General features: G+C 48.2%; 27 protein-coding genes and 2 tRNA genes. 24 read left to right on the top strand and 5 right to left on the bottom strand.

What is annotated here, in order from left to right:
- Positions 1–2: 2 nt before the first annotated feature.
- The 3 genes from LPB400_RS08570 to LPB400_RS08560 all read left to right on the top strand — a co-directional run bounded on the left by LPB400_RS08570 (position 3) and on the right by LPB400_RS08560 (position 3,374).
- Positions 3–788, top strand: coding sequence for a 1-acylglycerol-3-phosphate O-acyltransferase (locus tag LPB400_RS08570; RefSeq protein ID WP_070459857.1), 786 nt, complete (start codon positions 3–5; stop codon positions 786–788).
- Between the two features lie 188 nt (positions 789–976).
- Entirely contained in the window at positions 977–1,714 is a 738-nt protein-coding gene (locus tag LPB400_RS08565; RefSeq protein ID WP_049348362.1) for a redoxin family protein, read from the top strand.
- A 253-nt stretch (positions 1,715–1,967) separates the two neighbouring features.
- On the top strand, positions 1,968–3,374 hold the full coding sequence (locus LPB400_RS08560) for a dihydrolipoyl dehydrogenase (protein WP_070459864.1): 1,407 nt from the start codon (positions 1,968–1,970) through the stop codon (positions 3,372–3,374).
- 73 nt (positions 3,375–3,447) lie between these two features.
- On the opposite strand, the gene LPB400_RS08555 is transcribed toward LPB400_RS08560, so the two are convergent.
- Positions 3,448–4,578: a PilT/PilU family type 4a pilus ATPase gene (locus LPB400_RS08555; protein ID WP_049328597.1), complete on the bottom strand. Its 1,131-nt coding sequence runs from the start codon at positions 4,576–4,578 to the stop codon at positions 3,448–3,450.
- A 203-nt stretch (positions 4,579–4,781) separates the two neighbouring features.
- Between LPB400_RS08555 and LPB400_RS08550 the strand changes: the two genes are divergently transcribed.
- From LPB400_RS08550 to lepB, 3 genes are all read left to right on the top strand, one after another.
- Entirely contained in the window at positions 4,782–5,483 is a 702-nt protein-coding gene (locus tag LPB400_RS08550; protein ID WP_049328596.1) for a 5'-methylthioadenosine/adenosylhomocysteine nucleosidase, read from the top strand.
- A 132-nt stretch (positions 5,484–5,615) separates the two neighbouring features.
- Positions 5,616–7,409, top strand: coding sequence for a translation elongation factor 4 (gene lepA, locus LPB400_RS08545; RefSeq protein WP_002226499.1), 1,794 nt, complete (start codon positions 5,616–5,618; stop codon positions 7,407–7,409).
- Entirely contained in the window at positions 7,409–8,428 is a 1,020-nt protein-coding gene (gene lepB / locus LPB400_RS08540; protein ID WP_070584130.1) for a signal peptidase I, read from the top strand. The genes lepA and lepB overlap by 1 nt, the downstream gene beginning before the upstream one ends.
- Before the next feature lie 54 nt (positions 8,429–8,482).
- Here lepB and LPB400_RS08535 read toward each other — a convergent pair whose 3' ends face one another.
- Positions 8,483–9,361, bottom strand: a complete 879-nt coding sequence (locus LPB400_RS08535; protein ID WP_219088738.1) for a DMT family transporter — start codon at positions 9,359–9,361, stop codon at positions 8,483–8,485.
- A 236-nt stretch (positions 9,362–9,597) separates the two neighbouring features.
- Between LPB400_RS08535 and LPB400_RS08530 the strand changes: the two genes are divergently transcribed.
- The 12 genes from LPB400_RS08530 to greB all read left to right on the top strand — a co-directional run bounded on the left by LPB400_RS08530 (position 9,598) and on the right by greB (position 18,831).
- Entirely contained in the window at positions 9,598–10,137 is a 540-nt protein-coding gene (locus LPB400_RS08530; protein WP_070813868.1) for a gamma carbonic anhydrase family protein, read from the top strand.
- 14 nt (positions 10,138–10,151) lie between these two features.
- The gene (locus LPB400_RS08525; RefSeq protein WP_219088736.1) at positions 10,152–10,751 is read left to right on the top strand and encodes a Maf family protein; all 600 of its coding nucleotides are present in this window, start codon (positions 10,152–10,154) and stop codon (positions 10,749–10,751) included.
- An 88-nt stretch (positions 10,752–10,839) separates the two neighbouring features.
- Positions 10,840–11,619, top strand: a complete 780-nt coding sequence (rsmA, locus tag LPB400_RS08520; protein WP_107791931.1) for a 16S rRNA (adenine(1518)-N(6)/adenine(1519)-N(6))-dimethyltransferase RsmA — start codon at positions 10,840–10,842, stop codon at positions 11,617–11,619.
- A 100-nt stretch (positions 11,620–11,719) separates the two neighbouring features.
- A complete protein-coding gene (locus LPB400_RS11075; RefSeq protein WP_225905470.1) occupies positions 11,720–11,869 on the top strand; it encodes a hypothetical protein in 150 nt (49 codons plus the stop codon).
- An 80-nt stretch (positions 11,870–11,949) separates the two neighbouring features.
- Entirely contained in the window at positions 11,950–12,678 is a 729-nt protein-coding gene (locus tag LPB400_RS08510) for an amino acid ABC transporter ATP-binding protein (protein WP_219088733.1), read from the top strand.
- A gap of 63 nt (positions 12,679–12,741) precedes the next feature.
- Positions 12,742–13,101, top strand: a complete 360-nt coding sequence (locus tag LPB400_RS08505) for a hypothetical protein (RefSeq protein ID WP_036490466.1) — start codon at positions 12,742–12,744, stop codon at positions 13,099–13,101.
- 4 nt (positions 13,102–13,105) lie between these two features.
- On the top strand, positions 13,106–13,558 hold the full coding sequence (locus LPB400_RS08500) for a protein YgfX (protein ID WP_219088731.1): 453 nt from the start codon (positions 13,106–13,108) through the stop codon (positions 13,556–13,558).
- Between the two features lie 38 nt (positions 13,559–13,596).
- Complete coding sequence (gene folC / locus LPB400_RS08495; protein WP_219088729.1) at positions 13,597–14,880, top strand: bifunctional tetrahydrofolate synthase/dihydrofolate synthase; 1,284 nt, start codon at positions 13,597–13,599, stop codon at positions 14,878–14,880.
- A 13-nt stretch (positions 14,881–14,893) separates the two neighbouring features.
- Complete coding sequence (locus LPB400_RS08490; protein ID WP_219088728.1) at positions 14,894–16,042, top strand: SPOR domain-containing protein; 1,149 nt, start codon at positions 14,894–14,896, stop codon at positions 16,040–16,042.
- Entirely contained in the window at positions 16,035–16,568 is a 534-nt protein-coding gene (locus LPB400_RS08485; protein WP_107791926.1) for a CvpA family protein, read from the top strand. Before LPB400_RS08490 ends, LPB400_RS08485 begins: the two co-directional genes overlap by 8 nt.
- A gap of 152 nt (positions 16,569–16,720) precedes the next feature.
- Positions 16,721–18,265 (top strand): amidophosphoribosyltransferase, encoded by a 1,545-nt coding sequence (gene purF / locus LPB400_RS08480; RefSeq protein ID WP_219088726.1) that lies wholly within the window; start codon positions 16,721–16,723, stop codon positions 18,263–18,265.
- 74 nt (positions 18,266–18,339) lie between these two features.
- Positions 18,340–18,831, top strand: coding sequence for a transcription elongation factor GreB (gene greB, locus LPB400_RS08475; protein WP_070459900.1), 492 nt, complete (start codon positions 18,340–18,342; stop codon positions 18,829–18,831).
- Positions 18,832–18,918: 87 nt separating this feature from the next.
- Here the strand turns inward: greB and plsY are convergent, their stop codons facing one another.
- Positions 18,919–19,530: a glycerol-3-phosphate 1-O-acyltransferase PlsY gene (gene plsY / locus LPB400_RS08470; protein WP_070459903.1), complete on the bottom strand. Its 612-nt coding sequence runs from the start codon at positions 19,528–19,530 to the stop codon at positions 18,919–18,921.
- Positions 19,531–19,587: 57 nt separating this feature from the next.
- Here plsY and folB point away from each other — a divergent pair, with 57 nt between their 5' ends.
- Positions 19,588–19,938, top strand: a complete 351-nt coding sequence (gene folB / locus LPB400_RS08465) for a dihydroneopterin aldolase (RefSeq protein ID WP_070459906.1) — start codon at positions 19,588–19,590, stop codon at positions 19,936–19,938.
- A 73-nt stretch (positions 19,939–20,011) separates the two neighbouring features.
- Positions 20,012–20,548 carry an NUDIX hydrolase gene (locus tag LPB400_RS08460; protein WP_070459909.1) on the top strand — a complete coding sequence of 179 codons (537 nt, stop codon included), beginning with the start codon at positions 20,012–20,014 and terminating at the stop codon, positions 20,546–20,548.
- A 130-nt stretch (positions 20,549–20,678) separates the two neighbouring features.
- Here the strand turns inward: LPB400_RS08460 and LPB400_RS08455 are convergent, their stop codons facing one another.
- Positions 20,679–21,317, bottom strand: coding sequence for an alpha/beta hydrolase (locus tag LPB400_RS08455; RefSeq protein ID WP_070584156.1), 639 nt, complete (start codon positions 21,315–21,317; stop codon positions 20,679–20,681).
- 41 nt (positions 21,318–21,358) lie between these two features.
- Positions 21,359–22,153 (bottom strand): polyamine aminopropyltransferase, encoded by a 795-nt coding sequence (locus tag LPB400_RS08450; protein ID WP_219088723.1) that lies wholly within the window; start codon positions 22,151–22,153, stop codon positions 21,359–21,361.
- A gap of 216 nt (positions 22,154–22,369) precedes the next feature.
- Here LPB400_RS08450 and LPB400_RS08445 point away from each other — a divergent pair.
- The 4 genes from LPB400_RS08445 (at position 22,370) to panC (ending at position 24,432) form a co-directional block, all read left to right on the top strand.
- Positions 22,370–22,445: transfer RNA gene (locus tag LPB400_RS08445), tRNA-Thr, on the top strand.
- A gap of 36 nt (positions 22,446–22,481) precedes the next feature.
- Positions 22,482–22,557, top strand: a tRNA-Thr gene (locus tag LPB400_RS08440).
- A gap of 127 nt (positions 22,558–22,684) precedes the next feature.
- Positions 22,685–23,476: a 3-methyl-2-oxobutanoate hydroxymethyltransferase gene (gene panB, locus LPB400_RS08435; RefSeq protein ID WP_004521070.1), complete on the top strand. Its 792-nt coding sequence runs from the start codon at positions 22,685–22,687 to the stop codon at positions 23,474–23,476.
- Positions 23,477–23,595: 119 nt separating this feature from the next.
- A complete protein-coding gene (gene panC / locus LPB400_RS08430; protein ID WP_070824223.1) occupies positions 23,596–24,432 on the top strand; it encodes a pantoate--beta-alanine ligase in 837 nt (278 codons plus the stop codon).
- The last annotated feature ends 4 nt before the right edge of the window (positions 24,433–24,436 follow it).

Below are 24,436 nucleotides of genomic sequence, written 5' to 3'. Positions count from 1 at the left end.
TTATGTCTAAACAAAAAGCTCCTTTTTTTAAACGTCTGAGCCGACTTTGCCGTTTGGCAGCTTGGTTATTCAGAACCGGCCGGGATTTGCGTGCCATTGATGGCAACAATGCAGAGGAACGCAATCATGCTGTGGTTGTTTTGGGAAAAGGTGCGTTGGATGCTTTGGATATCGAATTGGAAATCGGCGTACCGCCTCAAGGAAATGTGAGTGGTACTTTGGTGGTGGCCAACCATGTGTCTTGGTTGGATATTTTTGCCATGAGCGCCGTTTATCCGAGCAGTTTTATTGCGAAACAGGAAATCAGCGGTTGGCCGGTTTTGGGGAAAATGGGTAAAAATGCCGGCACGGTGTTTATCAATCGCAATTCCCGCCGTGATGTCGAGCCGATTAATCAGGCGATTTGTGCAGCATTGAAAGCAGGGCAGAATGTCAGCTTCTTCCCTGAGGCGCGTACTTCTTCCGGCTTGGGTATTTTGCCGTTTAAAGCTGCCCTGTTCCAATCGGCTATTGATGCGAAAGCGCCGATTCAGGCGGTAACTTTGCGATATTATGATGACGAAGGACAACGGACGGATCTGCCATCCTATGCGGAGGTAAACCTGCTTCAATCTTTATGGCGCATTGTTTCTATGAAGAAAATCTGTATCCGCTTGGATTTCTCGCCTCAGTACAAACCGACAGATATGCCTGATAAAGACCGCTATGCTTTGAAGGATATTGCGGAAACAGCCATCGGCGAAATTGTGGCTTCGGATTCTCCCGTTCAGCCCTTACCTAAAAAATAATTTCAGTCAGGTACTTGTTTTATTTCAGATGGCCTTCATTTAGAGGAATAGCTGTTCTCGATTTAATTGAGTTGATAGTTTGATGTAATTAATATTATTTGAACTATAAATTATACAAATCGATAGGCCTGCATTAAAATGCAAGCATTGATTCATTTCTCAAACCCGAATTTTTAAGGAGCTTAAAAATGGCTTTGCAAGATCGTACCGGTCAAAAAGTACCTTCCGTAGTATTCCGCACTCGCGTTGGCGACACTTGGAAAGATGTTTCTACTGATGATTTGTTCAAAGGCAAAAAAGTAGTCGTGTTCTCTCTGCCTGGCGCATTTACTCCAACTTGCTCTTCTTCTCACCTGCCACGCTACAACGAATTGTTTGGCGCGTTCAAAGAAAACGGTGTTGACGCAATCTACTGCGTATCTGTAAACGACACTTTCGTAATGAACGCTTGGGCTGCTGAAGAAGAAGCTGACAACATCTACATGATTCCTGATGGTAATGGTGAATTCACTGAAGGCATGGGCATGTTGGTTGGCAAAGAAGACTTGGGCTTCGGCAAACGCTCTTGGCGTTACTCCATGCTGGTTAACGACGGCGTGATTGAAAAAATGTTTATCGAACCTGAAGAGCCAGGCGATCCTTTCAAAGTGTCTGACGCTGACACTATGTTGAAATACATTGCTCCTGACTGGAAAGCTCAAGAGTCTGTTGCCATCTTCACCAAACCTGGCTGCCAATTCTGTGCTAAAGCTAAAAAAGCTCTGCAAGACAAAGGCTTGTCTTACGAAGAAATCGTATTGGGCAAAGATGCAACTGTTACTTCCGTACGCGCTATTACCGGCAAGATGACTGCTCCTCAAGTATTCATCGGCGGTAAATACATCGGTGGCAGCGAAGACTTGGAAGCTTACTTGGCTAAAAACTAATTGCCTGTATGCTTAAGACGGCTTGAAAAGGCCGTCTGAAAGACCCAAATATAGAGTTATTCAGACGACGTTTGCAAATCGGCGTTCTGAATAACTCTATATTTACAAGTAGAATTTGAGATTATTGTTTTAAATCGATATTTAGATATTGGCTATTGATTTTTAAATTTTGATAGTTTATGAAGTTTAGGCCGTCTGAAAACGGATAACCTGATGGCAATATCGGTTTGGATATAGACAGTAAGGATAAAATATGAAAAAAATTCAAGCAGATGTGGTAGTACTGGGTGGCGGTACAGCCGGTATGGGCGCATTTCGCAATGCTCGACTTCATACAGATAATGTTTACCTGATTGAAAACAATGTATTCGGAACAACTTGTGCGCGTGTCGGCTGTATGCCGTCCAAATTGCTGATTGCAGCTGCGGAAGCGCGCCATCATGCTCTGCATACCGATCCGTTTGGCGTGCATTTGGATAAAGACAGCGTAACGGTAAACGGCGAAGAAGTCATGCACCGCGTGAAGTCCGAACGCGACCGTTTTGTTGGTTTTGTAGTCAGTGATGTAGAAGAGTGGCCTGCCGACAAGCGTATTATGGGTACGGCAAAATTTGTTGACGAACACACCGTCCAAATCGATGACCACACTCAAATCACTGCAAAAAGTTTTGTGATTGCTACCGGTTCGCGCCCTGTGATTTTCCCTCAGTGGGAAGTTTTGGGCGATCGCTTGATTGTGAACGATGATGTTTTCTCTTGGGATACCCTGCCTAAGAGTGTGGCCGTATTCGGTCCTGGTGTAATCGGCTTAGAGTTGGGTCAGGCTTTGCACCGTTTGGGCGTAAAAGTTGAAATTTTTGGCGTAGCAGGCGCTATTGGCGGTATTTCCGACCCTGTTGTCGCTGAAGAAGCCAAAACCGTTTTTGGTGAAGAGTTGACCTTGCATTTGGATGCCAAAACCGAAGTCAAATTGGACGCAGAAGGCAATGTTGAAGTTCATTGGGAACAAGATGGCGAAAAAGGTATATTCCATGCCGAATATGCTTTGGCTGCCGCCGGTCGCCGTCCGAACGTGGACAATATCGGTTTGGAAAACCTGAATATCGAAAAAGATGCACGTGGCGTGCCTGTTGCCGATCCGCTGACCATGCAAACCAGCATTCCGCACATCTTTATCGCAGGCGATGCATCCAACCAACTGCCTCTGCTGCATGAAGCTTCTGACCAAGGCAAAATTGCCGGTCACAATGCCGCTATTTTCCCGAATATTGAGGGCGGTTTGCGCCGTAGCGTAATCGGCGTGGTATTTACCAGTCCGCAAATTGCCACTATCGGTTTGAAATACGCGCAAGTTGCGGAGAAATATCAGCCTGATGAGTTTGTCATCGGTGAAGTTTCCTTCCGAAACCAAGGCCGCAGCCGCGTTATGTTGGTAAACAAAGGCCATATGCGTTTGTATGCTGAGAAAGCGACCGGCCGTTTCATTGGTGCGGAAATTGTCGGCCCTGCTGCCGAACATTTGGCACACTTGATGGCTTGGGCGCATCAAATGAAGATGACGATTCCGCAAATGTTGGATATGCCGTTCTACCATCCGGTTATCGAAGAAGGTCTGCGCACTGCATTGCGTGATGCCGATGCAAAACTGAAACAGGCTTGATTATTTGATGGAATAAAGGCCGTCTGAAACTCGTAGTAAGGTTTCAGACGGCCTTTTTTATGCTTTGAAGCTGTTAAATCAATTCTAAATCCGGACCGGCATTTTGCGCACGACGGCTTCGTAATTGAATGTCTAAGCGCAAATCATGAGCGGAGTCGGCATTTTTAATGGCGTCTTGATAACTGATATCGCCGTTTTCATACAAATCATACAAGGCTTGGTCAAAAGTGATCATGCCCATGCCGGTTGATTTTTTCATCATTTCTTTGATGTTGTGGACTTCGCCTTTTTGAATCAAGTCGGCAATAATTGGCGAATTGAGCAAAACTTCGACCGCCGCCACACGACCCCGTCCGCTTTCACGGGGAATCAGTCGTTGTGAAATAAAGGCTTGCAGGTTGAGCGATAAGTCGGTCAGCAACTGGGTACGGCGCTCTTCGGGGAAGAAGTTGATGATGCGGTCGAGCGCTTGGTTGGTACTGTTGGCGTGCAGTGTTGCCATACACAAATGGCCGGTTTCTGCGAAGGAAATGGCGTAGTCCATGGTCTCGCGGTCGCGGATTTCACCAATCAGGATAACATCCGGCGCTTGGCGCAGGGTATTTTTCAATGCAATCGGCCAATTTTCTGTATCTACACCGATTTCACGTTGGGTGATGATGCAGTTTTTGTGTTGGTGGATAAACTCAATCGGGTCTTCGATGGTAATAATGTGGTCGAAGCTGTTTTCGTTTCGATAGTCGATAAGGGAGGCGAGGGAAGTGGACTTGCCCGAACCTGTACCGCCGACAAAAATAATCAGGCCGCGTTTTCTGAGGGCAATGTCTTTCAGAATAGGGGGTAGATTGAGCGTTTCAAATTTCGGGATATTGCTGGTAATGGAACGGAATACCAAAGCAGTTGCACCGCGTTGAACCATTGCATTAACACGGAAGCGGCTGGTATCGGGCAGGCTGATGGCGAAGTTGCATTCGTTGGTGGAAGAAAATTCTTCGATTTGTTTGGAAGACATAATCGAAAAAGCGATTTCCATACATTTTTCAGCACTCAGCGGCTCATCAGTCAGTCGCATGATTTTGCCGTCCACTTTCATGGCCGGTGGGAAATTGGTGGTAATGAAAAGGTCGGAGCCTTTGTATTTGTTCATATGGCGTAGCCAAGCGAACAATTCTTCTTTTGCATCCGGAGTATTTTCGTTAAACATAAGAATTTAGGTATTTAAAATATAGTTATTTTATCTATGGTAATTATAACAGATGCAATCATTATTTGCTGATTGCTAGCTGGAGCATCAATCTGTTTTAAATTGGGTGTCGTTCTGGGAATATAGCAGATTTTTCAGTATCCCTGTGATTTTAAATTCTGCTGTTATAATGTTGCCCGATTAGTGAATGGAAAGGTAACGAGATGTCAGTACAAACAATTGCCGTGGTCGGCGCAATGGAACAGGAAATCGAGCTTTTGCGTGAAAGCATGACCAATGTCAAGCATGTGTCCTTCGGTAAATTCTCGGCGTATGAAGGTGAATTGGCCGGAAAACGTATGGTATTGGTTTTGAGCGGTATCGGTAAAGTCAATGCGGCGGTTTCGACTTCTTGGGTCATTCATCAGTTTGCACCGGATTGCGTCATCAATACCGGCAGTGCAGGCGGTTTGGGCAAGGGCCTGAAGGTCGGTGATGTGGTCATCGGCGAAACTGTGGCGCATCATGATGTTGACGTAACGGCTTTTGGTTATGTTTGGGGACAAGTACCGCAACTTCCTGCCGTGTTTGCATCGGATTCAAACTTGATTCGCCAAGCAGAAAAGGCGGCGCAAGTGTTTGACGGAGCGGCTGTCACGCAAGGCCTGATTGTCAGTGGCGACCGTTTTGTGCACAGCAGCGAAGGTGTCGCGGAAATCCGCAGCCATTTCCCAGAAGTAAAAGCAGTGGAAATGGAAGCTGCGGCGATTGCGCAGACTTGTTACCAGTTGGAAGTGCCGTTTGTAATTATTCGCGCCGTCTCCGATTCGGCAGATGAGAAAGCGGACATCAGCTTTGAAGAGTTTTTGAAAACGGCGGCTGTCAGCTCGGCGAAGATGGTGACCGAGATTGTCAAATCGCTATAAAATCATGCAGAAACGTTGAATTTCCGTTAGAATACGGAACGATTCAACCTTATTCTAAGGCCGTCTGAAAACCGAATCCCTGTTTTTTCAGACGGCCTTTCCGACTTTAATTGCATTTATCTTAATAACAATATGAAAAACATACGGAATTTCTCCATTATTGCCCACATCGACCACGGTAAATCGACGCTTGCCGACCGTTTTATCCAATACTGCGGCGGTTTGGATTTGCGCGAAATGAGTACGCAGGTGCTCGACTCCATGGACATCGAAAAAGAGCGCGGCATTACCATCAAAGCGCAAACCGCCGCGCTCAACTATAAAGCACGCGACGGGCAGGTGTATCAGCTTAACCTAATTGATACGCCGGGACACGTCGACTTTTCTTACGAAGTATCCCGTTCGCTCTCTGCCTGCGAAGGCGCGCTTTTGGTCGTTGACGCGTCACAAGGCGTGGAAGCGCAAACCGTGGCGAACTGCTATACCGCGATTGATTTGGGCGTGGAAGTCGTGCCTGTTTTGAACAAAATCGACCTGCCTGCCGCCGACCCCGAGCGCGTGGAACAGGAAATCGAAGACATCATCGGCATTGATGCCGTTGGCGCGGTACAGTGTTCTGCCAAAAGCGGCATTGGTGTGGAAGATGTTTTGGAAGAAATCGTTGCCAAAATCCCTGCGCCGACCGGTGATGAAAATGCGCCGTTGCAAGCGGTTATTGTTGATTCATGGTTTGACAACTACGTTGGCGTGGTCATGCTGATTCGTGTGAAAAACGGCACCATCAAGCTGAAAGACAAAGTACGCTTTATGAGCACCAAGGCGGAAACTCAGGTCGAGCAGTTGGGCGTATTCACACCGAAATCGGTTCAAAAACAAGAACTCAAAGCCGGCGAAGTGGGTTTTCTGATTACCGGCGTAAAAGAATTGGGACAGGCGAAAGTCGGCGATACGGTGACTTTGGTTGCCAACCCTGCCTCTGAGCCGTTGCCCGGCTTCCAAGAAGTACAAAGCCAAGTATTTGCCGGTCTCTATCCTGTGGAAAGCCACGACTACGAAGCCTTGCGCGACGCTTTGGAAAAATTGCAACTGAACGATGCTTCACTGAAATTCGAACCTGAAGTTTCTCAGGCATTGGGCTTCGGCTTCCGTTGCGGCTTCTTAGGCCTGCTACACTTGGAAATCGTACAGGAACGTTTGGAACGCGAGTTCGACATGGACTTGATTACCACTGCGCCGACGGTGGTTTACGAAGTCGTTTTGAAGAGCGGCGAAAAAATCGAAGTCGAAAACCCATCTAAACTGCCCGACATCGGCAGCATCGAAACCATTCTCGAGCCGATTATTACCGCGACCATTCTTGTGCCGCAGGAGTATGTCGGCAACGTCATGACTTTGTGTAACCAAAAGCGCGGCGTGCAGGTCAATATGCAGTACATGGGCCGTCAAGTCATGTTGACTTACGATTTGCCGATGAACGAAGTCGTAATGGACTTCTTCGACAAGCTTAAATCGACTTCGCGCGGCTATGCTTCGTTGGACTACCATTTCAAAGAGTTCCAGCCGTCTGATTTGATTAAGCTCGACATCATGGTCAATGGCGAAAAAGTCGATGCCCTGAGCCTGATTGTGCACCGTCAAAGCGCGGTTCACCGTGGTCGTGAGTTGGCGTCAAAAATGCGCGAGCTGATTCCGCGCCAGATGTTCGACATCGCCGTCCAAGCCGCCATCGGCAGCCAGATTATCGCCCGCGAAAACGTCAAAGCCCTGCGTAAAAACGTTTTGGCGAAATGTTACGGCGGCGATATTACGCGTAAGAAAAAACTTCTCGAAAAACAAAAAGCAGGCAAACGCCGCATGAAACAAGTGGGCAACGTGGAAATCCCGCAAAGCGCATTCTTGGCGATTCTGCAAGTGAGTGATAAATAATGAGTATAAATCTGACTTTAGGCGCAATCGTTGTGCTGCTGGCCGGTTTGGTTCTTAACTTCAAAAGCAGCAAAGAGCGTCAGGAAAACGGCGAATGGAGCTCCGGCCTGCAATGGAGTTACCTCCTGTGCATGGTTGGTGTATTCGGCATTTTGTCTGAATTTATGAGCTTTACCGCCGTATTGCTGGTGTTTGTCGTGTTTACCGGTATTGTTTGGGCAATCCATAAAGGCCATCTGAAAAAAAGCGAGACCGGCGAAGACAATGCGCATTTTACCGACTACATGGGCGGCTTTTTTCCCATCATCTTGGTTATCTTTGTGTTGCGCAGCTTTATTGCCGAGCCGTTCCAAATTCCGTCCAGCTCCATGCGTCCGGGCTTGGTCAAAGGCGATTTTATCTTGGTGAACAAATTCTCTTACGGTATCCGCCTGCCGATTTTGAATAAGGTCATTATCCCTGTCGGCAACATTGCACGAGGCGATGTTGTGGTGTTCAATTACCCACTTCAGCCAGAGATGAATTACATCAAACGTATCGTCGGTATTCCGGGCGACGTTGTGGAATACCGTGATAAGGTTTTGACTGTTAACGGAGAAATTATTTCCGAAAAACCAAACGGTAATTATCAATACGCAGATGATACCGATCCGTCTATGATTCATACGCTTGAGCGTTTTCAGACGGCCTTGAACGGCAAAAACTTTGATGTGGTCAAGGAGGCCGGTCAGCCTTCCGTATCTATTGCTGTATTGAACAAATATACTTCCGAAGTGATGCCTGAAAGCAATTACTCGCTTGAAACAAGCGGTTTGGAAAATTGCGAATACGCAGAAGACGGCAATGGCTTTATCTGTAAAGTCCCAGAAGGCCGTTATTTCGCAATGGGCGACAACCGCGACAACAGCGCCGATTCCCGTTACTGGGGATTTGTCGATGATAAACTGATTGTCGGTAAAGCCTTCTTTGTTTGGATGAACTTTGGCGAACTCAGCCGTATCGGTACCAGTATCCAATAAGCAATAAACAGATTAAAAGGCCGTCTGAAATTTTTCAGACGGCCTTTTTTGTATCTATTTTTTGTCTTTTAACGAACCCAAATAAATTGCCAATAAAGTCAAAGTGGCGCCACACCATTGGACGGCGTTAATCGGTTTATTCAGCCAGAAATAATCGATTAACATGGCGGCGACTGGTTCGGAGAGAAGCAAGAGGCCGGTCAGCGATAAGGATAAAAGCGGGATGGCGTAAGCAATCAATGCCCAAGCGAAGCATTGCATAACGATGCCGTAGATGGAGACTAGAATCACATCGTTTAAAGTTTTGGGGTAGAGATGGGCGGCATCGAATAGTAGAGATGGGATGACCAGCGCCATTGCACCGCCGAAGCTTAAAATCATCATGAGCGGAAACAAACCGACTTTTTCCTGCTCATGGGTTTTGCGTACGAAAACCATAGACAGGGTCAGCATGGCACCGGATACTACGCCGCTGACAAATCCCCATGCGGCATTGTCGTTATGACCGAACTCCGGGCTGCCGATCAAGGCTACGCCTATGGTGGCCAATATCAAACTTAAAATTTGTAAGGTACTTAGGCGTTCCGAATAAAAGAAGAAGCCGATGGCGGCTAAAAAGAAAATCTGCAGGCTGTTGAGCAAGGTGGAAATGCCGGGGCCTACGGCGTGAATGCTTTCGTGCCAAAGGGCGAGGTCGAATGCGAGGAAAACGCCGGATAAGATTGCGTAGCCAACCGTTTTTCTTTTCGTGGGCATTTTTTGTCTGAAAAAACGCCCGAGCAGGAAGAATATGGGGGCGGCAATCAGCAAACGCCAGAATGCGATGGCGTAAGAGCCGACATCGACAAATTTGACGATCAAACTGCCCAAGCCGAAGACGACGCAGCCGACGACCAATAGGGATGCTGCATAATTTCCCGAACGTGTCTCCATCGGCTTCTCCATCAATCAAATGAAGACGATTATTCCATAAAAGATGGATGAGGCGCTAATGATAAATAGTGGTAAGCCAAGATAAAGGTTTATGATGAAAGGCCGTCTGAAAGCTGTTTCAGACGGCCTTTTGATGATTTTTTGGCTTGATTTAGTATGGTTGTAGTATAAAATCGTTTTACGCCGTGTTTTCAGACGGCCTGATCAGTTTTGGTTTTGAGAAAAGGATATTGGAAATGGCAAACCCTATTCGTGCGTTTCTGGATTATGTGCCGTCGGTTGATGAGTCTTGTTTTATAGATGAGACTTCGGTTGTGATTGGCGAAGTGTCGCTGGCGGAAGATGTATCCGTTTGGCCTTATGCCGTATTGCGTGGCGATGTGAACAGCATTTCTATCGGCAAGCGCAGCAATGTGCAGGACGGCAGCGTTTTGCATGTGTCGCATAAGAATGCGGCGAAGCCTGACGGTTCACCTTTGATTATCGGCGATGATGTGACGATTGGGCATAAGGTCATGCTGCATGGCTGCCGAATTGGGAATCGTGTGTTGGTGGGCATGGGCTCGATTATTTTGGATGATACGGTTGTCGAAGATGATGTGATGATAGGCGCGGGCAGTTTGGTGCCTCCGCGCAAACGTTTGGAAAGCGGTTTTTTATACGTTGGCTCGCCTGTGAAACAAGTGCGTCCGCTGACGGATGAGGAAAAGGAATTTTTGACGTATTCGTCCGCGCATTATGTCCGCCTGTCCGGCCAGCATAAAATTTCAAAATAAGGAAAACCAATACAATGAACGCAATTTATCTGGCTTCGGGCAGTCCGCGCCGTCGTGAGATTTTGGAGAATTTGGGTTTCACGGTACGCCGCCTTCCTGTGGATATTGATGAAACCCCTAAAGAAGGCGAAGCAGCAGTAGAGTATGTGCGCCGTATGGCCTGTGAGAAAAATCAGGCGGCGGTGGCGCAATGGTTTGCTGCTCATAATCAAGAACCTGAGTTTGCTGTATTGACGGCGGATACGACGGTGGCGGATGGTGCGGTTATTTTAGGTAAACCGGAATCCGAGGCGGATGCGGTCGATATGCTGGAACGTTTATCCGGACGGACGCATCAAGTGTTGACGGCTGTGTGCGTTTATTGGCAAGGCGTATGCCATGATGTGGTGCAGACGAGCGAAGTGCGCTTTAAAACGTTGACGGCTGAGGAGATTGCAGCCTATGTTGCCAGCGGCGAGCCGATGGATAAAGCCGGTGCGTATGGGATTCAGGGCTTGGGCGGCGTATTTGTCGAGCATTTGCAGGGCAGTTTTACGGGCGTGATGGGTTTGCCGGTTTATGAGACTGCTCAGCTACTGAAATCTTTGGGTTTGGAAGCGCCGCCGTTTGCTTAAAATTAGGCAAATGCCGTCTGAAAGCGTGCCGACAAAAACGCCTGTTTCAGTTACAATACTGCCTTAAACAGCTTGCTTGAAGAAAGATATGAAAGAACATAAGGCCCGGAAACGCTTCGGGCAGAATTTTTTGCAGGATACACGGATTATTAGCGATATTGTCAACGCGGTCAGACCGCAGCCCGATGATATCGTGATTGAAATCGGCCCGGGCTTGGCCGCCATTACCGAGCCTTTGGCGAAAAAACTCAACTGCCTGCATGTTTGCGAAATCGACCGCGACATCGTACGCCGTCTGAAAACCTTGCTGTTTGCAGATAAATTGGTGATACACGAAGGCGATGTATTGCAGTTTGATTTCAACAGCATTGAAGGCAAGAAAAAAATTGTCGGCAACCTGCCATACAATATTTCCACGCCGCTTTTGTTCCGATTGAGCGAAGTGGCAGACGATGTGATCGATATGCACTTTATGCTGCAAAAAGAAGTGGTCGAACGCATGGTGGCGCAGCCGAAAACCAATGACTATGGCCGTCTGGGCGTGATGCTGCAATATTTCTTCGATATGGAAATGTTGATTGAAGTACCGCCCGAGTCCTTTGATCCTGCGCCGAAGGTTGACTCGGCCGTCGTGCGCATGATTCCGGTGAAACACCGCATCGGTAAAGCGGAAGATTTTGAACATTTTGCCAAACTGGTGAAACTGGCTTTCCATCAACGCCGCAAAACCATACGCAATAATTTGAAGGAACTTGCCGGCGATGATGATTTGCAGGCAGTCGGCATCAATCCGCAAGACAGGGCAGAACACATTGCCGCCGAGAAATATGTGGAATTGAGCAATTATCTGGTTCAAAAGGCCGTCTGAAACAGTGATGGCAATTTTTAAGCAACCTCCTATTCAATGGGGGTTTCTGGGTGATTCATATTTGTGGTGCGAGTTGGTGCAGTATTTTTCCAGTAAGGATATGCCGTCTAAGCAGCACCGTTTTGAAGCGGCAATTATCGGCGCAGTTTGGATATTGACCGGGCATCGTCTCGATAGGGAAGAGCAATTTAAAGTCAATCGGTACAATCAAGGCGAAATCTCCGGTGGCATAGTCAGTTGCCGCTTTTAGCTGGAAACGGCCATTCCTTTGCTTTGGCAGCGGCAAGCGCAACTCAAGCCCCGAAAATTTTGGCAGTTTGGAAAGAAATAATGATTAAATTCAAAAATGTACACAAACATTTTAAAGATTTGCACGTTATCAACGGCGTGAATCTGGAAGTTAAACAAGGCGAAGTGGTCGTTGTATGCGGCCCTTCAGGCAGTGGCAAATCTACGCTGATTCGTACGGTAAACCAACTCGAGCGCATTGAAAGCGGCGAGATTTGGGTGGACGGCATCAATGTTGCCGATCCGAAAACCGATTTGAACGAGGTGCGTGAAGAAGTGGGCTTTGTGTTCCAAGGCTTCAATCTGTATCCGCATTTGACTGTCTTGGAGAACATTATTCTTTCTCCGATGAAAGTAAAAAACCAAAGCCGTGAAGAGGCGGAAAAGAAAGCAATGGAGCTTTTGGAACGCGTCGGCTTGGCGCATAAAAAAGACGCGCTGCCCGGCCAGCTTTCCGGCGGTCAGCAGCAGCGTGTGGCGATTGCACGCGGTTTGGCGATGGAGCCGCGCGTGATGTTGTTTGACGAGCCGACTTCTGCGCTTGACCCTGAAATGGTCGGCGAAGTATTAAAAGTGATGAAAGACTTGGCGGAAAGCGGTATGACCATGATGTGCGTAACCCATGAAATGGGTTTTGCGCGCGAAGTCGCCGACCGTGTGATTTTTGTCGATAAAGGCCAGATTCTGGAAGATGAAACGCCGGAAGAGTTTTTTACCAATCCGAAACACGAGCGTGCCAAACAATTCCTGCAACAGGTGATGACACATTAAACTTAGGCCGTCTGAAATTTCAGACGGCATGATCGGTTTGAATGATTTTGAAAGTTGAAAATAATGTATTTTGTTGACCGTACTGCTGTCGTGCTGAAGCCGACCGCCCGTTTTTTGGAATGGTTGAAATCCTCCGATGAGAATATGCCCGATTTGACCGTCGAGCAACTGCGTACCAACTGCTCCGTATTCTTGGTGCCGCAATTTGACGAACCCGAATCCGTCATTTCCTATTTTGACGAACGCTACCAGCAGATTTTTGAAGCCGAATTGGCAGGCTGGGACATCGATAAAAGCAAATGGCCGCAAGACATGAGCCTGAAGGCTTTTTGGGAATTTTTCGATACCGAAATCCACGATATGGTTTTGGATATGGAAGAGGCGGAATTGAACATTACGCCTGTTTTCGACAATATGATGTAAAGCCGTGCGAAGTTTTCAGACGGCCTTAAAGCCCTCGCGTTCTTTGAAAATTCTGATTGTCTTCTTACACCTTTCGGCTTTGGCCTTATGCCTTGCCGAGTTTTACGGCTGGATGATGTGGCTGGGTTTGGCGGCGTTGGCCGGCAGTTTTGCCTATGCTTGGCACAGCGTTAATTTTCAGACTCGAAATGCGGTCAGAAAAATCATCATTGACCGCCAATACCGTGCGACAGTTTACTTGAATGGCGAAAAAGAGGGTAGAAGCGCGGTTTTGCAAGACAGCAGTATGTTGACGGTTTACGCTTTGTTTGTGCAATGGAATGTTGATGGAAAAATGGTCAAACACTGCATCTTGCCCGATATGGCCGACCGCGATGCCTACCGCCGTCTGAAAGTATGGGCACGCTGGTGTCGGGAAAAAGAAGACAAAGCAGAACTTGCGGCAGATATGGATTAAACGGCTGTTTCAGACGGCCTTTTGAAGCGATAAATACAATGAAAACATTACAAGACTGGCTTTCTCATTTGGAGACTGCCCATAGTTCCGGCCTTATCGATATGGGCTTGGAACGTGTGGGAGAAGTGAAAAAACGCATGAATTTGGTGCCGCAATGTCCTGTCGTCGTGGTGGCGGGTACCAATGGTAAGGGTTCCGTATGTGCCTATTTGTCGCATATTTATAAAGAAGCCGGTTTTAAAGTCGGTACGCTGACCAGTCCTCATCTTCTGCGTTACAACGAACGAATCGCCATCAACACTCAACCGGTTTCAGATGAATTGATTGTTTCCTCATTTGAGCGTATCGAAGCGGCGCGCGGCGAAATTTCGCTGACGTATTTTGAGTTTAATGCTTTGGCGGCCATCGATATTTTCATGCATGAAAATGTGGACGTAATGATTTTAGAAGTCGGTTTGGGTGGACGATTAGATGCTGTGAATGTATTTGACGGCGACTGCTCGGTCGTTACCAGCGTGGATTTGGACCATCAGGCATTTTTGGGCGATACTGTCGAGCAGGTCGGTTTTGAAAAAGCCGGAGTGTTCCGTAGCGGTAAACCAGCCGTGTGCGGTCAGAATCCTGCACCTGAATCATTGGTTAAACACGCAGAAGAAATTGGCGCAAAACTGTTGATGGTTCAGCGAGATTTTGATTTTGCGTCAATGGAAAGCGTACAGTGGAATTACCGCTTCCATCCGCAATCTTCAGACGGCCAAAGCCGTAACCGCAATTCCTTGCCGTTTCCTGCTTTACGCGGTGCCTATCAGTTGTCTAATGCCGCGTGTGCATTGACGGTGTTGGAGTGTTTGAACGAACAATTGCCGGTTGATATCGGCGCAATTAAACGTGGTTTGCTGTTGGTGGAGAATCCTGGACGTTTCCAAGTTTTGCCCGGCCGTCCGCTGGTGGTTTTGGATGTCGGCCACAATCCGCACGCTGCCCGTGCTTTGCGCCGCAGCCTGATTAACCTTGCCTTTGCCCAAAAACGTACCGCCGTATTCAGTATGTTGTCCGATAAAGATATTGATGGCGTGCTGGAAATCGTTAAAGACCAGTTTGACGAGTGGAATATCGCGCCTTTAGATGTGCCGCGTGGCATGACGGTAGAGGCTTTGCAGGATAAACTGGCTGAACACGGCATCGACAATGTAAATGTTTTTGAAACTGTCGCTGCGGCCTATCGCGCTGCTTTGGCTAAAGCAACCGAAAATGATAGAATCGTTGTTTTCGGCTCATTCCATACTGTTGCCGATGTAATGGCTGTTTTGAAAGAACACTAACGAGGAAATTATCATGTCCGACAATAAACAAAAAGAAACTCCAAACGGATACGATTTAGACGGTTACGAACGACTCAAACGTCGCAACCGCCGTCGCTTGGTCTTGGCCTCCGGCTTGGTGGTGGCATCGGGTATGCTGTTCGGTCTGGCGCTGACTTCCGGCGACGATAAAAATTCACCGTTTAAAGAAGCGCCTGTCGGTCAGAGCCAAGCCAAAACGGCTGACGAGCCGAGCAAGGCGGTTGTTTTAGAGCCTAATAAAGAGGATGTCGCTGCTGCTGAAGAGGCTGCCCGCCATGCGGATGCCGAAGCACCAAATAAACCGCAAAATGCAGGCGACGAAGAAGACAATGCGCCGGTTGAAGTATTGAAGCCAAACCGCGAATCTGCTCCCGAAGATGTTGGCGAGCCGTTGGTTTTGATCAACGATACTTTAGATGACGGCAATATCAAAGGCTTGGAAGAGTCCGAACGTATTCAACGTGCCGAGGCTGCCAAACGTGAAGCTGCAGAGCGCCGAGCCGAAGAACGCCGCCAACGTCAGGCTGAACAACGTGCTGCTGCGGCCCGTAAAACACAAGCCCAACAGGAAACAGCAGAGAAAGAAAACGCATTGGCAGCTAAAAAACGCGTACTTCAAGCGCGTGCTGAAAAAGCAGAGCGTGAAGCCGCTGCAGAACGCAATAAATTGGCACAATTGGAAAAAGCAGAGAAAGCCATTGCCGAGCGTAAATCTGCCAAAAACAGCAAAGACAGCGTAAAAGACAAGGCCGAACCTGCTAAGAAAGCAGAAGCCAAAGTTGAAAAACCAAAAAATGAAAAAGCTAAACCAGAAACGGCCAAAGCAGAAAAAGCCGATAAGGTAAAAACTGCCGAGAAGCCGTCTGAAAAAGCCAAGCCTAAAGCTGAAAAAGAAACAGCAGAAGCCAAGCCTGCGAAAAAAGCTGCCATTCAGGCTGGTTATGCTGAAAAAGAACGTGCGCAAAGCCTGCAACGTAAAATGAAAGCCGCAGGTATCGACTCGACCATTACTGAAGTGATGACCGATAAAGGTAAGGTGTATCGCGTGAAATCAGCCAGTTATAAAAATGCACGCGATGCCGAGCGCGATTTGAACAAATTGCGTGTACATGGCATTGCCGGTCAGGTGACCAGTGAGTAATTTGCCTGTTGCCGATTTGTTGGCTGCCGCCGTCATCGTCATCTGCATCATTATCTCGTTGACACGGGGTATTATTGCCGAAGCAGGGGCGATGGTGGCGTGGGTGGTATCGTTTATTGCCGCCAGAACGCTTGCCATGCCGTTTGCCGATGTGGTCTTTAAATCGGTTGAGCCGCATTCTTTGGCGGTTGCCATGGGTTTTGCCGCTGTGTTTTTTCTGGCATGGCTGTTGCAGAAACTGGCACGATCGCTGTTGAGCAGTTTGATGTCTGCCGTTGGTTTGGGAAGCATCAACCGTTTGCTTGGCGGCGTATTCGGTGCAGTGAAAGGTGTGATTTTGGTGACACTGGCAGTGATGGTTTTTTCACACACTGATTTGCCGAAAACGGAAGAGTGGCAAAGTTCGCACACAATTCCGTATTTTGAATCACTTGCCGATGCTGCAATGCCTTATCTGCCTGGAAAAGATACCGCAATGTCCCATCTTTCGGGTAAAGCGGCTGAAGTTGAAGAATTGGATGATTAAGTTTGACGGATTCAGACGGCCTATGGGTCGTCTGAATCCGTTTTTATTTGCGTAAATTTAGCATCATATTGTCAACAATTTGAGCAAACTCATCTAAATTATTTTATAATGACGGCTTACCCATTTAATCTTCAAACTCGGAGAAGCACGATATGTGTGGTGTATTAGGTTTGGTTAGTCATGAGCCAGTCAATCAGATGTTGTATGATGGTTTGCAGATGTTGCAACACCGTGGTCAGGACGCAGCAGGTATTGTTACTGCCGAAGGCAATATATTTCATATGCACAAGGGCAAAGGCATGGTGCGCGAAGTGTTCCGTACCCGTAATATGCGCGACTTGGTCGGTAATGCAGGCATTGCACATGTCCGCTATCCGACTGCAGGCAATGCGGGCAGCAGCGCAGAAGCCCAGCCGTTTTATGTCAGCTCCCCATTCGGCATTGTTTTGGCACACAATGGTAATCTGACTAATACCGAAGAGCTCTATGAAAACGTATGCAACAAACACCTGCGCCACGTTAATACCAGCTCCGATTCCGAAGTATTACTCAATGTATTCGCGCACGAATTACGCCGCGAAGTCTCTAAAAATATAGCCCCTTACCAACTCACTATCGACAATATTTTCAACGCCGTTTCCGAAGTACACCGTTTGGTACGCGGCGCATACGGCGTAGTAGCCATGATTGCAGGATACGGCATGCTGGCTTTCCGGGATCCTTTCGGTATCCGTCCGTTGGTTTTGGGTTCGCAAATTGACGAATCCGGCAAAAAATCTTATGCCGTTGCCTCCGAATCCGTTGCCTTTAATGCACTTGCCTATGATTTGGAACGCGATATCCAGCCGGGCGAAGCCGTATTTATTGGTTTTGACGGCACGATTATTTCCCGTCAATGCAGCGATAAAGCCAAATTAAGCCCTTGCCTTTTTGAATATGTTTATTTTGCCCGCCCGGACTCCGTCATCGATGGCGTTTCCGTTTATCAGTCCCGTATGGATATGGGCGTATCTTTGGCAGAAAAAATCAAACGCGAGCTGCCTGTCGATGATATTGATGTCGTGATGCCTATTCCCGATACCAGCCGGCCCAGCGCGATGGAGCTTGCCGTCCATCTCGAAAAACCTTACCGCGAAGGTCTGATTAAAAACCGCTACATCGGCCGCACCTTTATTATGCCCGGTCAAGCAACACGCAAAAAATCAGTGCGCCAAAAACTCAGCCCGATGGAAACCGAGTTTAACGGCAAAAGCGTTTTGTTGGTGGATGATTCCATCGTGCGCGGTACGACCAGCCGTGAAATCGTTGAAATGGTACGCGCGGCAGGTGCACGCAAAGTCTACATTGCTTCTGCAGCTCCCGAAGTGCGCTATCCAAATGTGTACGGTATCGATATGCCGACCCGTAAAGAACTGATTGCAAACGGCCGCAGCGCAGCAGAAATCGCAGCCGAGATTGGCGCGGATGGCATCGTCTTCCAAAACTTAGAAGACTTGGAAGCAGTAGTCAAAGCACTCAATCCAAAAATCGAATCCTTTGATTCTTCATGTTTCAACGGTGTTTATCAAACCGGCGATATCGATGAAGTGTATCTAAACCGTCTCTCTACCGAAAAATCAGGTTGTGGCGGCTTGAAAGTTCATCCAAGCAAAATGGAACACAGCATCAGTATCAGCGATAGCGATGATGATGAATAAAGTAAATTGACTTACAATAAAGGCCGTCTGAAAATTAATGTTCAGACGGCCTTTAATTATGTTATAGACACATCATGAGTACCGAAACCAAAAATTACATCACACCTACCGGTTGGCAGGCACTGAAAGACGAACTTTATCATCTGGTCAACAAAGAGCGCCCGGAAATCGTCCAAATCGTTAACTGGGCAGCAAGCAATGGCGACCGCAGCGAAAATGGCGATTATCTTTACGGCAAACGCCGTATGCGCGAAATCGACCGCCGTATCCGCTTCCTAACTAAACGCTTGGAAGCTGCTGTCGTTGTCGACCCTGAAGCGCGTGAAGCCACGGACCAGATTTTTTTCAGCGCCACCGTTGGCTTATTGCGCGGAGATGGTCGTGAACAAACCGTCAAAATTGTCGGCGTAGATGAAATTGATACCGCTAAAAACAAAATCTCATGGATTTCCCCTTTGGCACGCAGCCTGATTAAAGCACGCGAAGGGAATGAAGTTGTCTTGGATACACCGGAAGGACGCGAGATTATAGAGATTCTCTCAGTGGAATATATTAAGATTGACTGATTACGCGTGAATAAAGCAAGTGAAGCTATAAAAGGCCGTCTGAAAAATATACTTTCAGACGGCCTTTTATTGATTGTATCTACGTTTTTAAGATTTTCCGGCTTTATCTCCGATTTTGCTTTCTTTGCCTTGAATCAGGTTTTGAATATTGCTTTTATGGCGGTACAACACCAATGCTGCAATGAATACGGTTGCCCATGCCCAAGAGGCGTGTGGCATCATGAAGAAGGCGAAGATTGGGGCACAGACGGTGGCGACCAGTGCGGCGAGGGAGGATACTTTGAAACCGAATGCCATGACCAGCCAAATCAAGGTGCAGAGCAGGGCGGTTGCGGGGGAGAGGGCGAGTAAGACACCTAATGCGGTGGCCACGCCTTTGCCGCCTTTAAAATTGAAAAATATTGGCCACATATGACCGACCAATGCGGCGATGGCGACCAGGGCTATCGTTGCATCAGACAAATTTAAAGCATCTTGCAGACAGCGTGCCAAGATGACGGCAACCAAGCCTTTTACTGCATCGCCGAGCAGGGTCAGTGCGGCCGCTTTTTTCTTACCGCTGCGCAAGACGTTGGTGGCGCCGGGGTTGCCGGAGCCGTAAGTGCGCGGATCGTCCATGCCGTAATATTTTGATACGATGACGGCAAAAGACAGGGAGCCGATAAGATAGGCGGCAATAATGGCGAGTACATTGAACATTTTGGGTGCTTTACTTAAAATGGGAATGGTTATTCTATCAAAAAAACGGACAGGCAAATGGATAAAATCTTTTTGTACGGCATGAAGGCCGATACTTTAATCGGCGTATATGATTGGGAACGCGAGCGTAAACAGACTTTGATTTTGGATTTGGAAATCAGTGTCCCCGAGCGTACCGGCACGAGCGACGATATCGGAGACACCATCCATTATGGTGAAGTATGCGAAGTTGTACGCCGCAGCCTTGCCGAACAGGATTTTTTACTGCTGGAAACTTTGGCGGAACATATCGCCCAATTGATTTTAAATGATTTTGGTGCGGCCAAAGTGCGCGTCCGTATTGTGAAACCGGGTATCTTGCTCGATGTGGCGCAGGTCGGTATTGAGATTGAACGTACTCGGGAATAGGGCTTATCTATGCCGTCTGAAAAAGGATTTCAGACGGCCTTTAATATTTAATAATTTGGAAATGAGGTAAAAAATGGATTTGAAAGAAACTAAATTAAGCAGCGAGCCAATCTACGAAGGTTCTTTTGTTACCATCAGCCGCGATCGGGTTCGCCTACCCAACGGCAATGAAAGCCAACGAGTTGTGATCCGCCATCCGGGTGCTGCGTGTGTGTTGGCGGAAACGGAAGACGGCAAAGTTGTTTTGGTGCGCCAATGGCGTTATGCCGCCGATCAGGCGACGTTGGAATTGCCGGCGGGTAAATTGGATGTGGCGGACGAAGATCCTGCCGAATGCGCTTTGCGTGAGTTGGCAGAAGAAACGCCATATGTCGCCGACAGTGTCAAACTGTTGTACTCCTTTTATACTGCAGTTGGTTTTTGTGATGAGAAAATGTATCTCTACCAAGCGCAAGGCGTGCGTTTGGGTAGCGAATTGAGCAATGATGAAGATGAAATTACTGAAACCGTCCTGATGAGCAAGGACGAGGTGCGCAATGCATTGGTAAACGATGAAATCAAAGATGGTAAGACTTTGATTGGTTTGCAGTATTGGTTGACTCAGAATTGATATGTTAAGTAGAAAATCCTTGATGGATTTCTGAATACTTGAGCCTGATATTTAGATAATAAAGGTTTCATACAAACAAGGCCGTCTGAAAAAGCTTTCAGACGGCCTTGTTTTATTGTGTAGCCGGATTTTAGCCTAATAAAGCCGGTGCAAACCGTGTGATCGTATCGCGTAAAACGATGAGTTTGCCGTGGAAGAAGTGGGACGAACCGGCAATGGTTACAACCGGCAGGCCTTGTGGTTCTGCCCATGTCAGGGCTTTGTTGATTTCGACGACTTCGTCTTCCGCGCCATGGATCATCAATGTTTTGGCGACATCAGGAACATCGGATGGTTCCGGGCGGTCGGTGTAGTGATGGACGGCGGCGCCCATCAGCAACAGCAAATCAGGCGTGCGTGCTTGTGCGGCAAAGGTGGAAACGTAGCCGCCGAATGAGAAACCTGCCAGGACGAATTGCGGCGCGTCAGGATGTTGCACGCGGGCGTAGTCGATAACGGCAATGCAGTCTTGCGTTTCGCCGCGGCCGTAGTCGTGTTCGCCTTCACTATTGCCTACGCCGCGCAAATTGGGCAGGTAGCAATGGAAGCCGAGTTGGCTGAGGGCTTTGGCAGCGGTTTGGATGACTTTGTTGGTGTTGGTGCCGCCTTGCAGGGGATTGGGGTGGTTGATGACGGCAACGCCGCGGGCGGAGTCTTGTGCGCTTGGCAGGTAGATGGTTTCCAGCAAACCGGCCGGGCCGGGAATTTGAATGATATCGGGTTTGAGCATGGGTGTGTCCTTGTTTGTTTTTTCAGACGGTCTGAAGCGGTTTACAGATAAAAATTCTTGCCGTTGTTTTGATTATTGGCTTTCAAATCAGCAAGCATCCGTTTGAAGTCCAAGCCGTATTTTTCGCTTAATTTTTCGGCGCGTTTTTTTAAGTTGTCGAGATTTTGTTCTTTAGGGCTGCTTTGGAATGCCATGACCGCTACGTTGCCGTGGCTTTCTGCAGGCAGCTCGAGTACGCGGCCGTCAAAGACGTTGAGCAGGCGTTCGACAAAGCGTTGGTAACGCTGATCGCCGCTCCACCAGTTGGTCACAAATACACCGTCGGGGGAGAGGGCGTTGCGGCAGTCTTGGAAGAAGGGTTCTTCCACCAAAGCATCGATAATCTGTTCGCCGTCAAAACCATCTACCAAAATTACATCGGTATTGTGGCGGAACACTTTAATATATTCCGCGCCATCCGCCTCGATAATTTCAAAATGTTCGCCTTCGTGCGGCAATTCAAACAGGCTGCGCGCCACGGCGATGACTTGCGGATTGATGTCCACGGCGGTTTGCTTGGTATCGGGCAGATAGCTGTCTATCCAACGGGCAAACGAGCCGCCGCCCAAGCCGATTTGGGTGATGTGTTTGGGCGGGGTTTCTGCAAACAGCAGCCAACCCATCATGGCGCGGCTGTACGACAACACCAGCTCGGACGGATGATCGACATTCATGGAGCTTTGAATGGTGTCGCTGCCCAAGTGCAGGGAACGGATATTGCCTTCTTCGGAAATGCCGACTTCGGGCAGATGGGATTTGGCTGGGCGCAGGCGGCGGTAAGGATGGCGGGGCGGCATGGGCAAAGACGGAAAGATGTAGAAGGCGTTATTTTAACAGAAACCATGATGTTTTGCGCTGGATCGGTTTTCAGACGGCCTTTTTGCGTGTTGGATGGAAAGATAAGACGTGTATTTAATTTTCTTTAAAATCATTGGTTTTTATAATTTCGTGAGTAACTTTGTTTTAAAATGCTTGCCAAGATGGGAACTTGTCGGCATAATGCCGACTTCCTTGCCGGTATAGCTCAGTTGGTAGAGCACCTGACTTGTAATCAGGGGGTCCCGAGTTCGACTCTTGGTGCCGGCACCAGTTAAAGACTGATGGTGCTGTAAGGCATTTCAGTAAGCCGGTATAGCTCAGTTGGTAGAGCACCTGACTTGTAATCAGGGGGTCCCGAGTTCGACTCTTGGTGCCGGCACCAATTAAAAGCCCGATTGTGAAAGCAGTCGGGCTTTTTGCTTGTGCTTTGATATTTTAAAAGCAGACCTTATAATACCGCGTTTCCATTTATAACAAAGGGCTGCCCACCGGGCAGAACACACAACACCATGATTACCGTAAACACTTTGCAAAAAATGAAAGCAGAGGGCGAGAAAATCGCCATGCTGACCGCTTATGAATCCAGCTTTGCCGCGCTGATGGACAATGCCGGCGTAGATGTATTGCTGGTCGGCGATTCTTTGGGCATGGCGGTGCAAGGTCGTCAGTCCACTTTGCCGGTGAGCTTGCAGGATATGTGCTACCACACTGAATGCGTGGCTCGCGGCACTCAAAATGCCATGATTGTCAGCGACTTGCCGTTTGGTGCGTATCAGCAGAGCAAAGAGCAGGCATTTGCGGCGGCGGCCGAATTGATGGCGGCTGGCGCGCATATGGTCAAACTCGAAGGCGGCGTCTGGATGGCGGAGACCACTGAATTTCTGCAAATGCGCGGCATTCCTGTTTGCGCGCACATCGGCCTGACCCCGCAATCCGTGTTTGCATTCGGCGGCTATAAAGTTCAAGGCCGCGGCGACAAGGCGGAAGCGTTGCTCAACGACGCTAAAGCACATGATGCGGCAGGTGCGGCAATCGTATTGATGGAATGCGTTCCTGCAGAGTTGGCGAAAAAAGTAACCGAGACAGTTTCTTGCCCAACCATCGGTATTGGCGCAGGCGTGGATTGCGACGGTCAGGTTTTGGTGATGCACGATATGCTCGGCATTTTCCCCGGTAAAACCGCCAAATTCGTGAAAAACTTTATGCAGGGTAAAGACAGCGTTCAAGCTGCGGTCAAAGCCTATGTGGATGAAGTCAAAGCAAAAACGTTCCCGTCTGTCGAACATACGTTTGCCGGATAAAATAAAAACCAGGCCGTCTGAAACTTATTTCAGACGGCCTTTTTAATGAATAAAAGCGTATAATCGGCGCGTGATTTCCGTTGATGAAACAGCGGAAAAGATAAAGGATTTTTCAAACCATGCAAATCATTCATACGATTAAAGAATTGCGCGAGTGGCGCAAAACTGCCGGAAAAGTGGCATTTGTACCGACTATGGGCAATCTGCACGAAGGCCATCTTGCGCTGGTGCGCGAAGCGAAAAAACGTGCCGATAACGTTGTGGTCAGTATTTTTGTCAACCGCCTGCAATTCGGACAAGGCGAAGATTTCGACAAATATCCGCGCACTTTGCAGCAAGATGCCGACAAATTGGCAGGTGAGGGCGTTGCCGTCGTATTTGCGCCTGATGAAAAAGAGCTGTATCCGAATGTGGAACAACGTTTCAATGTCGAGCCTCCACACCTGCAAAACGAATTGTGCGGCAAATTCCGTCCGGGCCATTTCCGCGGCGTTGCGACCGTTGTGACTAAGTTGTTCAACATTGTTCAACCTGATACCGCCTGTTTCGGCAAAAAAGACTATCAGCAGCTGGCGATTATCAAAGGCTTTGTCGAAGACTTGAATTTCAATATCGAAATCGTTCCGGTCGACACCGGCCGCGCTTCAGACGGCCTGGCACTTTCCAGCCGCAACCAATATTTGAGCGAAGCAGAGCGCGCAGAAGCGCCCCGCCTCTATCAAGAGTTGCAAAACATTGCCGCCGCCTTGAAAAACGGCAATCTAGATTACGCCCAGCTCGAGGCTGAATGTATCCGCCGTTTGACCGATGCCGGCTGGGTGGTTGATTACGTTGAAATCCGCCATGCACACAGCTTGGCAGTGGCTCATGTCGGCGATAAAGAATTGGTGGTGCTTGCCGCCGCCCGTTTGGGTACCACGCGCCTGATTGATAATTTGGAAGTGGCTTTGGCTTAAAACC

Origin of the sequence: Neisseria perflava, from assembly GCF_019334725.1 — a bacterium.
GTDB lineage: Bacteria > Pseudomonadota > Gammaproteobacteria > Burkholderiales > Neisseriaceae > Neisseria > Neisseria subflava_A.
Note: the sequence above shows the minus strand (reverse complement) of the source record. Positions and strands in the feature narration are given on the sequence as shown.

Excerpts from the sequence above, each read along its gene's own strand:
- LPB400_RS08570 (WP_070459857.1), top strand. The coding sequence starts at position 3 with ATGTCTAAACAAAAAGCTCCTTTTTTTAAACGTCTGAGCCGACTTTGC.
- LPB400_RS08565 (WP_049348362.1), top strand. The coding sequence starts at position 977 with ATGGCTTTGCAAGATCGTACCGGTCAAAAAGTACCTTCCGTAGTATTC.
- LPB400_RS08560 (WP_070459864.1), top strand. The coding sequence starts at position 1,968 with ATGAAAAAAATTCAAGCAGATGTGGTAGTACTGGGTGGCGGTACAGCC.
- LPB400_RS08555 (WP_049328597.1), bottom strand. The coding sequence starts at position 4,578 with ATGTTTAACGAAAATACTCCGGATGCAAAAGAAGAATTGTTCGCTTGG.
- LPB400_RS08550 (WP_049328596.1), top strand. The coding sequence starts at position 4,782 with ATGTCAGTACAAACAATTGCCGTGGTCGGCGCAATGGAACAGGAAATC.
- lepA (WP_002226499.1), top strand. The coding sequence starts at position 5,616 with ATGAAAAACATACGGAATTTCTCCATTATTGCCCACATCGACCACGGT.
- lepB (WP_070584130.1), top strand. The coding sequence starts at position 7,409 with ATGAGTATAAATCTGACTTTAGGCGCAATCGTTGTGCTGCTGGCCGGT.
- LPB400_RS08535 (WP_219088738.1), bottom strand. The coding sequence starts at position 9,361 with ATGGAGACACGTTCGGGAAATTATGCAGCATCCCTATTGGTCGTCGGC.
- LPB400_RS08530 (WP_070813868.1), top strand. The coding sequence starts at position 9,598 with ATGGCAAACCCTATTCGTGCGTTTCTGGATTATGTGCCGTCGGTTGAT.
- LPB400_RS08525 (WP_219088736.1), top strand. The coding sequence starts at position 10,152 with ATGAACGCAATTTATCTGGCTTCGGGCAGTCCGCGCCGTCGTGAGATT.
- rsmA (WP_107791931.1), top strand. The coding sequence starts at position 10,840 with ATGAAAGAACATAAGGCCCGGAAACGCTTCGGGCAGAATTTTTTGCAG.
- LPB400_RS11075 (WP_225905470.1), top strand. The coding sequence starts at position 11,720 with ATGCCGTCTAAGCAGCACCGTTTTGAAGCGGCAATTATCGGCGCAGTT.
- LPB400_RS08510 (WP_219088733.1), top strand. The coding sequence starts at position 11,950 with ATGATTAAATTCAAAAATGTACACAAACATTTTAAAGATTTGCACGTT.
- LPB400_RS08505 (WP_036490466.1), top strand. The coding sequence starts at position 12,742 with ATGTATTTTGTTGACCGTACTGCTGTCGTGCTGAAGCCGACCGCCCGT.
- folC (WP_219088729.1), top strand. The coding sequence starts at position 13,597 with ATGAAAACATTACAAGACTGGCTTTCTCATTTGGAGACTGCCCATAGT.
- LPB400_RS08490 (WP_219088728.1), top strand. The coding sequence starts at position 14,894 with ATGTCCGACAATAAACAAAAAGAAACTCCAAACGGATACGATTTAGAC.
- purF (WP_219088726.1), top strand. The coding sequence starts at position 16,721 with ATGTGTGGTGTATTAGGTTTGGTTAGTCATGAGCCAGTCAATCAGATG.
- greB (WP_070459900.1), top strand. The coding sequence starts at position 18,340 with ATGAGTACCGAAACCAAAAATTACATCACACCTACCGGTTGGCAGGCA.
- plsY (WP_070459903.1), bottom strand. The coding sequence starts at position 19,530 with ATGTTCAATGTACTCGCCATTATTGCCGCCTATCTTATCGGCTCCCTG.
- folB (WP_070459906.1), top strand. The coding sequence starts at position 19,588 with ATGGATAAAATCTTTTTGTACGGCATGAAGGCCGATACTTTAATCGGC.
- LPB400_RS08460 (WP_070459909.1), top strand. The coding sequence starts at position 20,012 with ATGGATTTGAAAGAAACTAAATTAAGCAGCGAGCCAATCTACGAAGGT.
- LPB400_RS08455 (WP_070584156.1), bottom strand. The coding sequence starts at position 21,317 with ATGCTCAAACCCGATATCATTCAAATTCCCGGCCCGGCCGGTTTGCTG.
- LPB400_RS08450 (WP_219088723.1), bottom strand. The coding sequence starts at position 22,153 with ATGCCGCCCCGCCATCCTTACCGCCGCCTGCGCCCAGCCAAATCCCAT.
- panB (WP_004521070.1), top strand. The coding sequence starts at position 22,685 with ATGATTACCGTAAACACTTTGCAAAAAATGAAAGCAGAGGGCGAGAAA.
- panC (WP_070824223.1), top strand. The coding sequence starts at position 23,596 with ATGCAAATCATTCATACGATTAAAGAATTGCGCGAGTGGCGCAAAACT.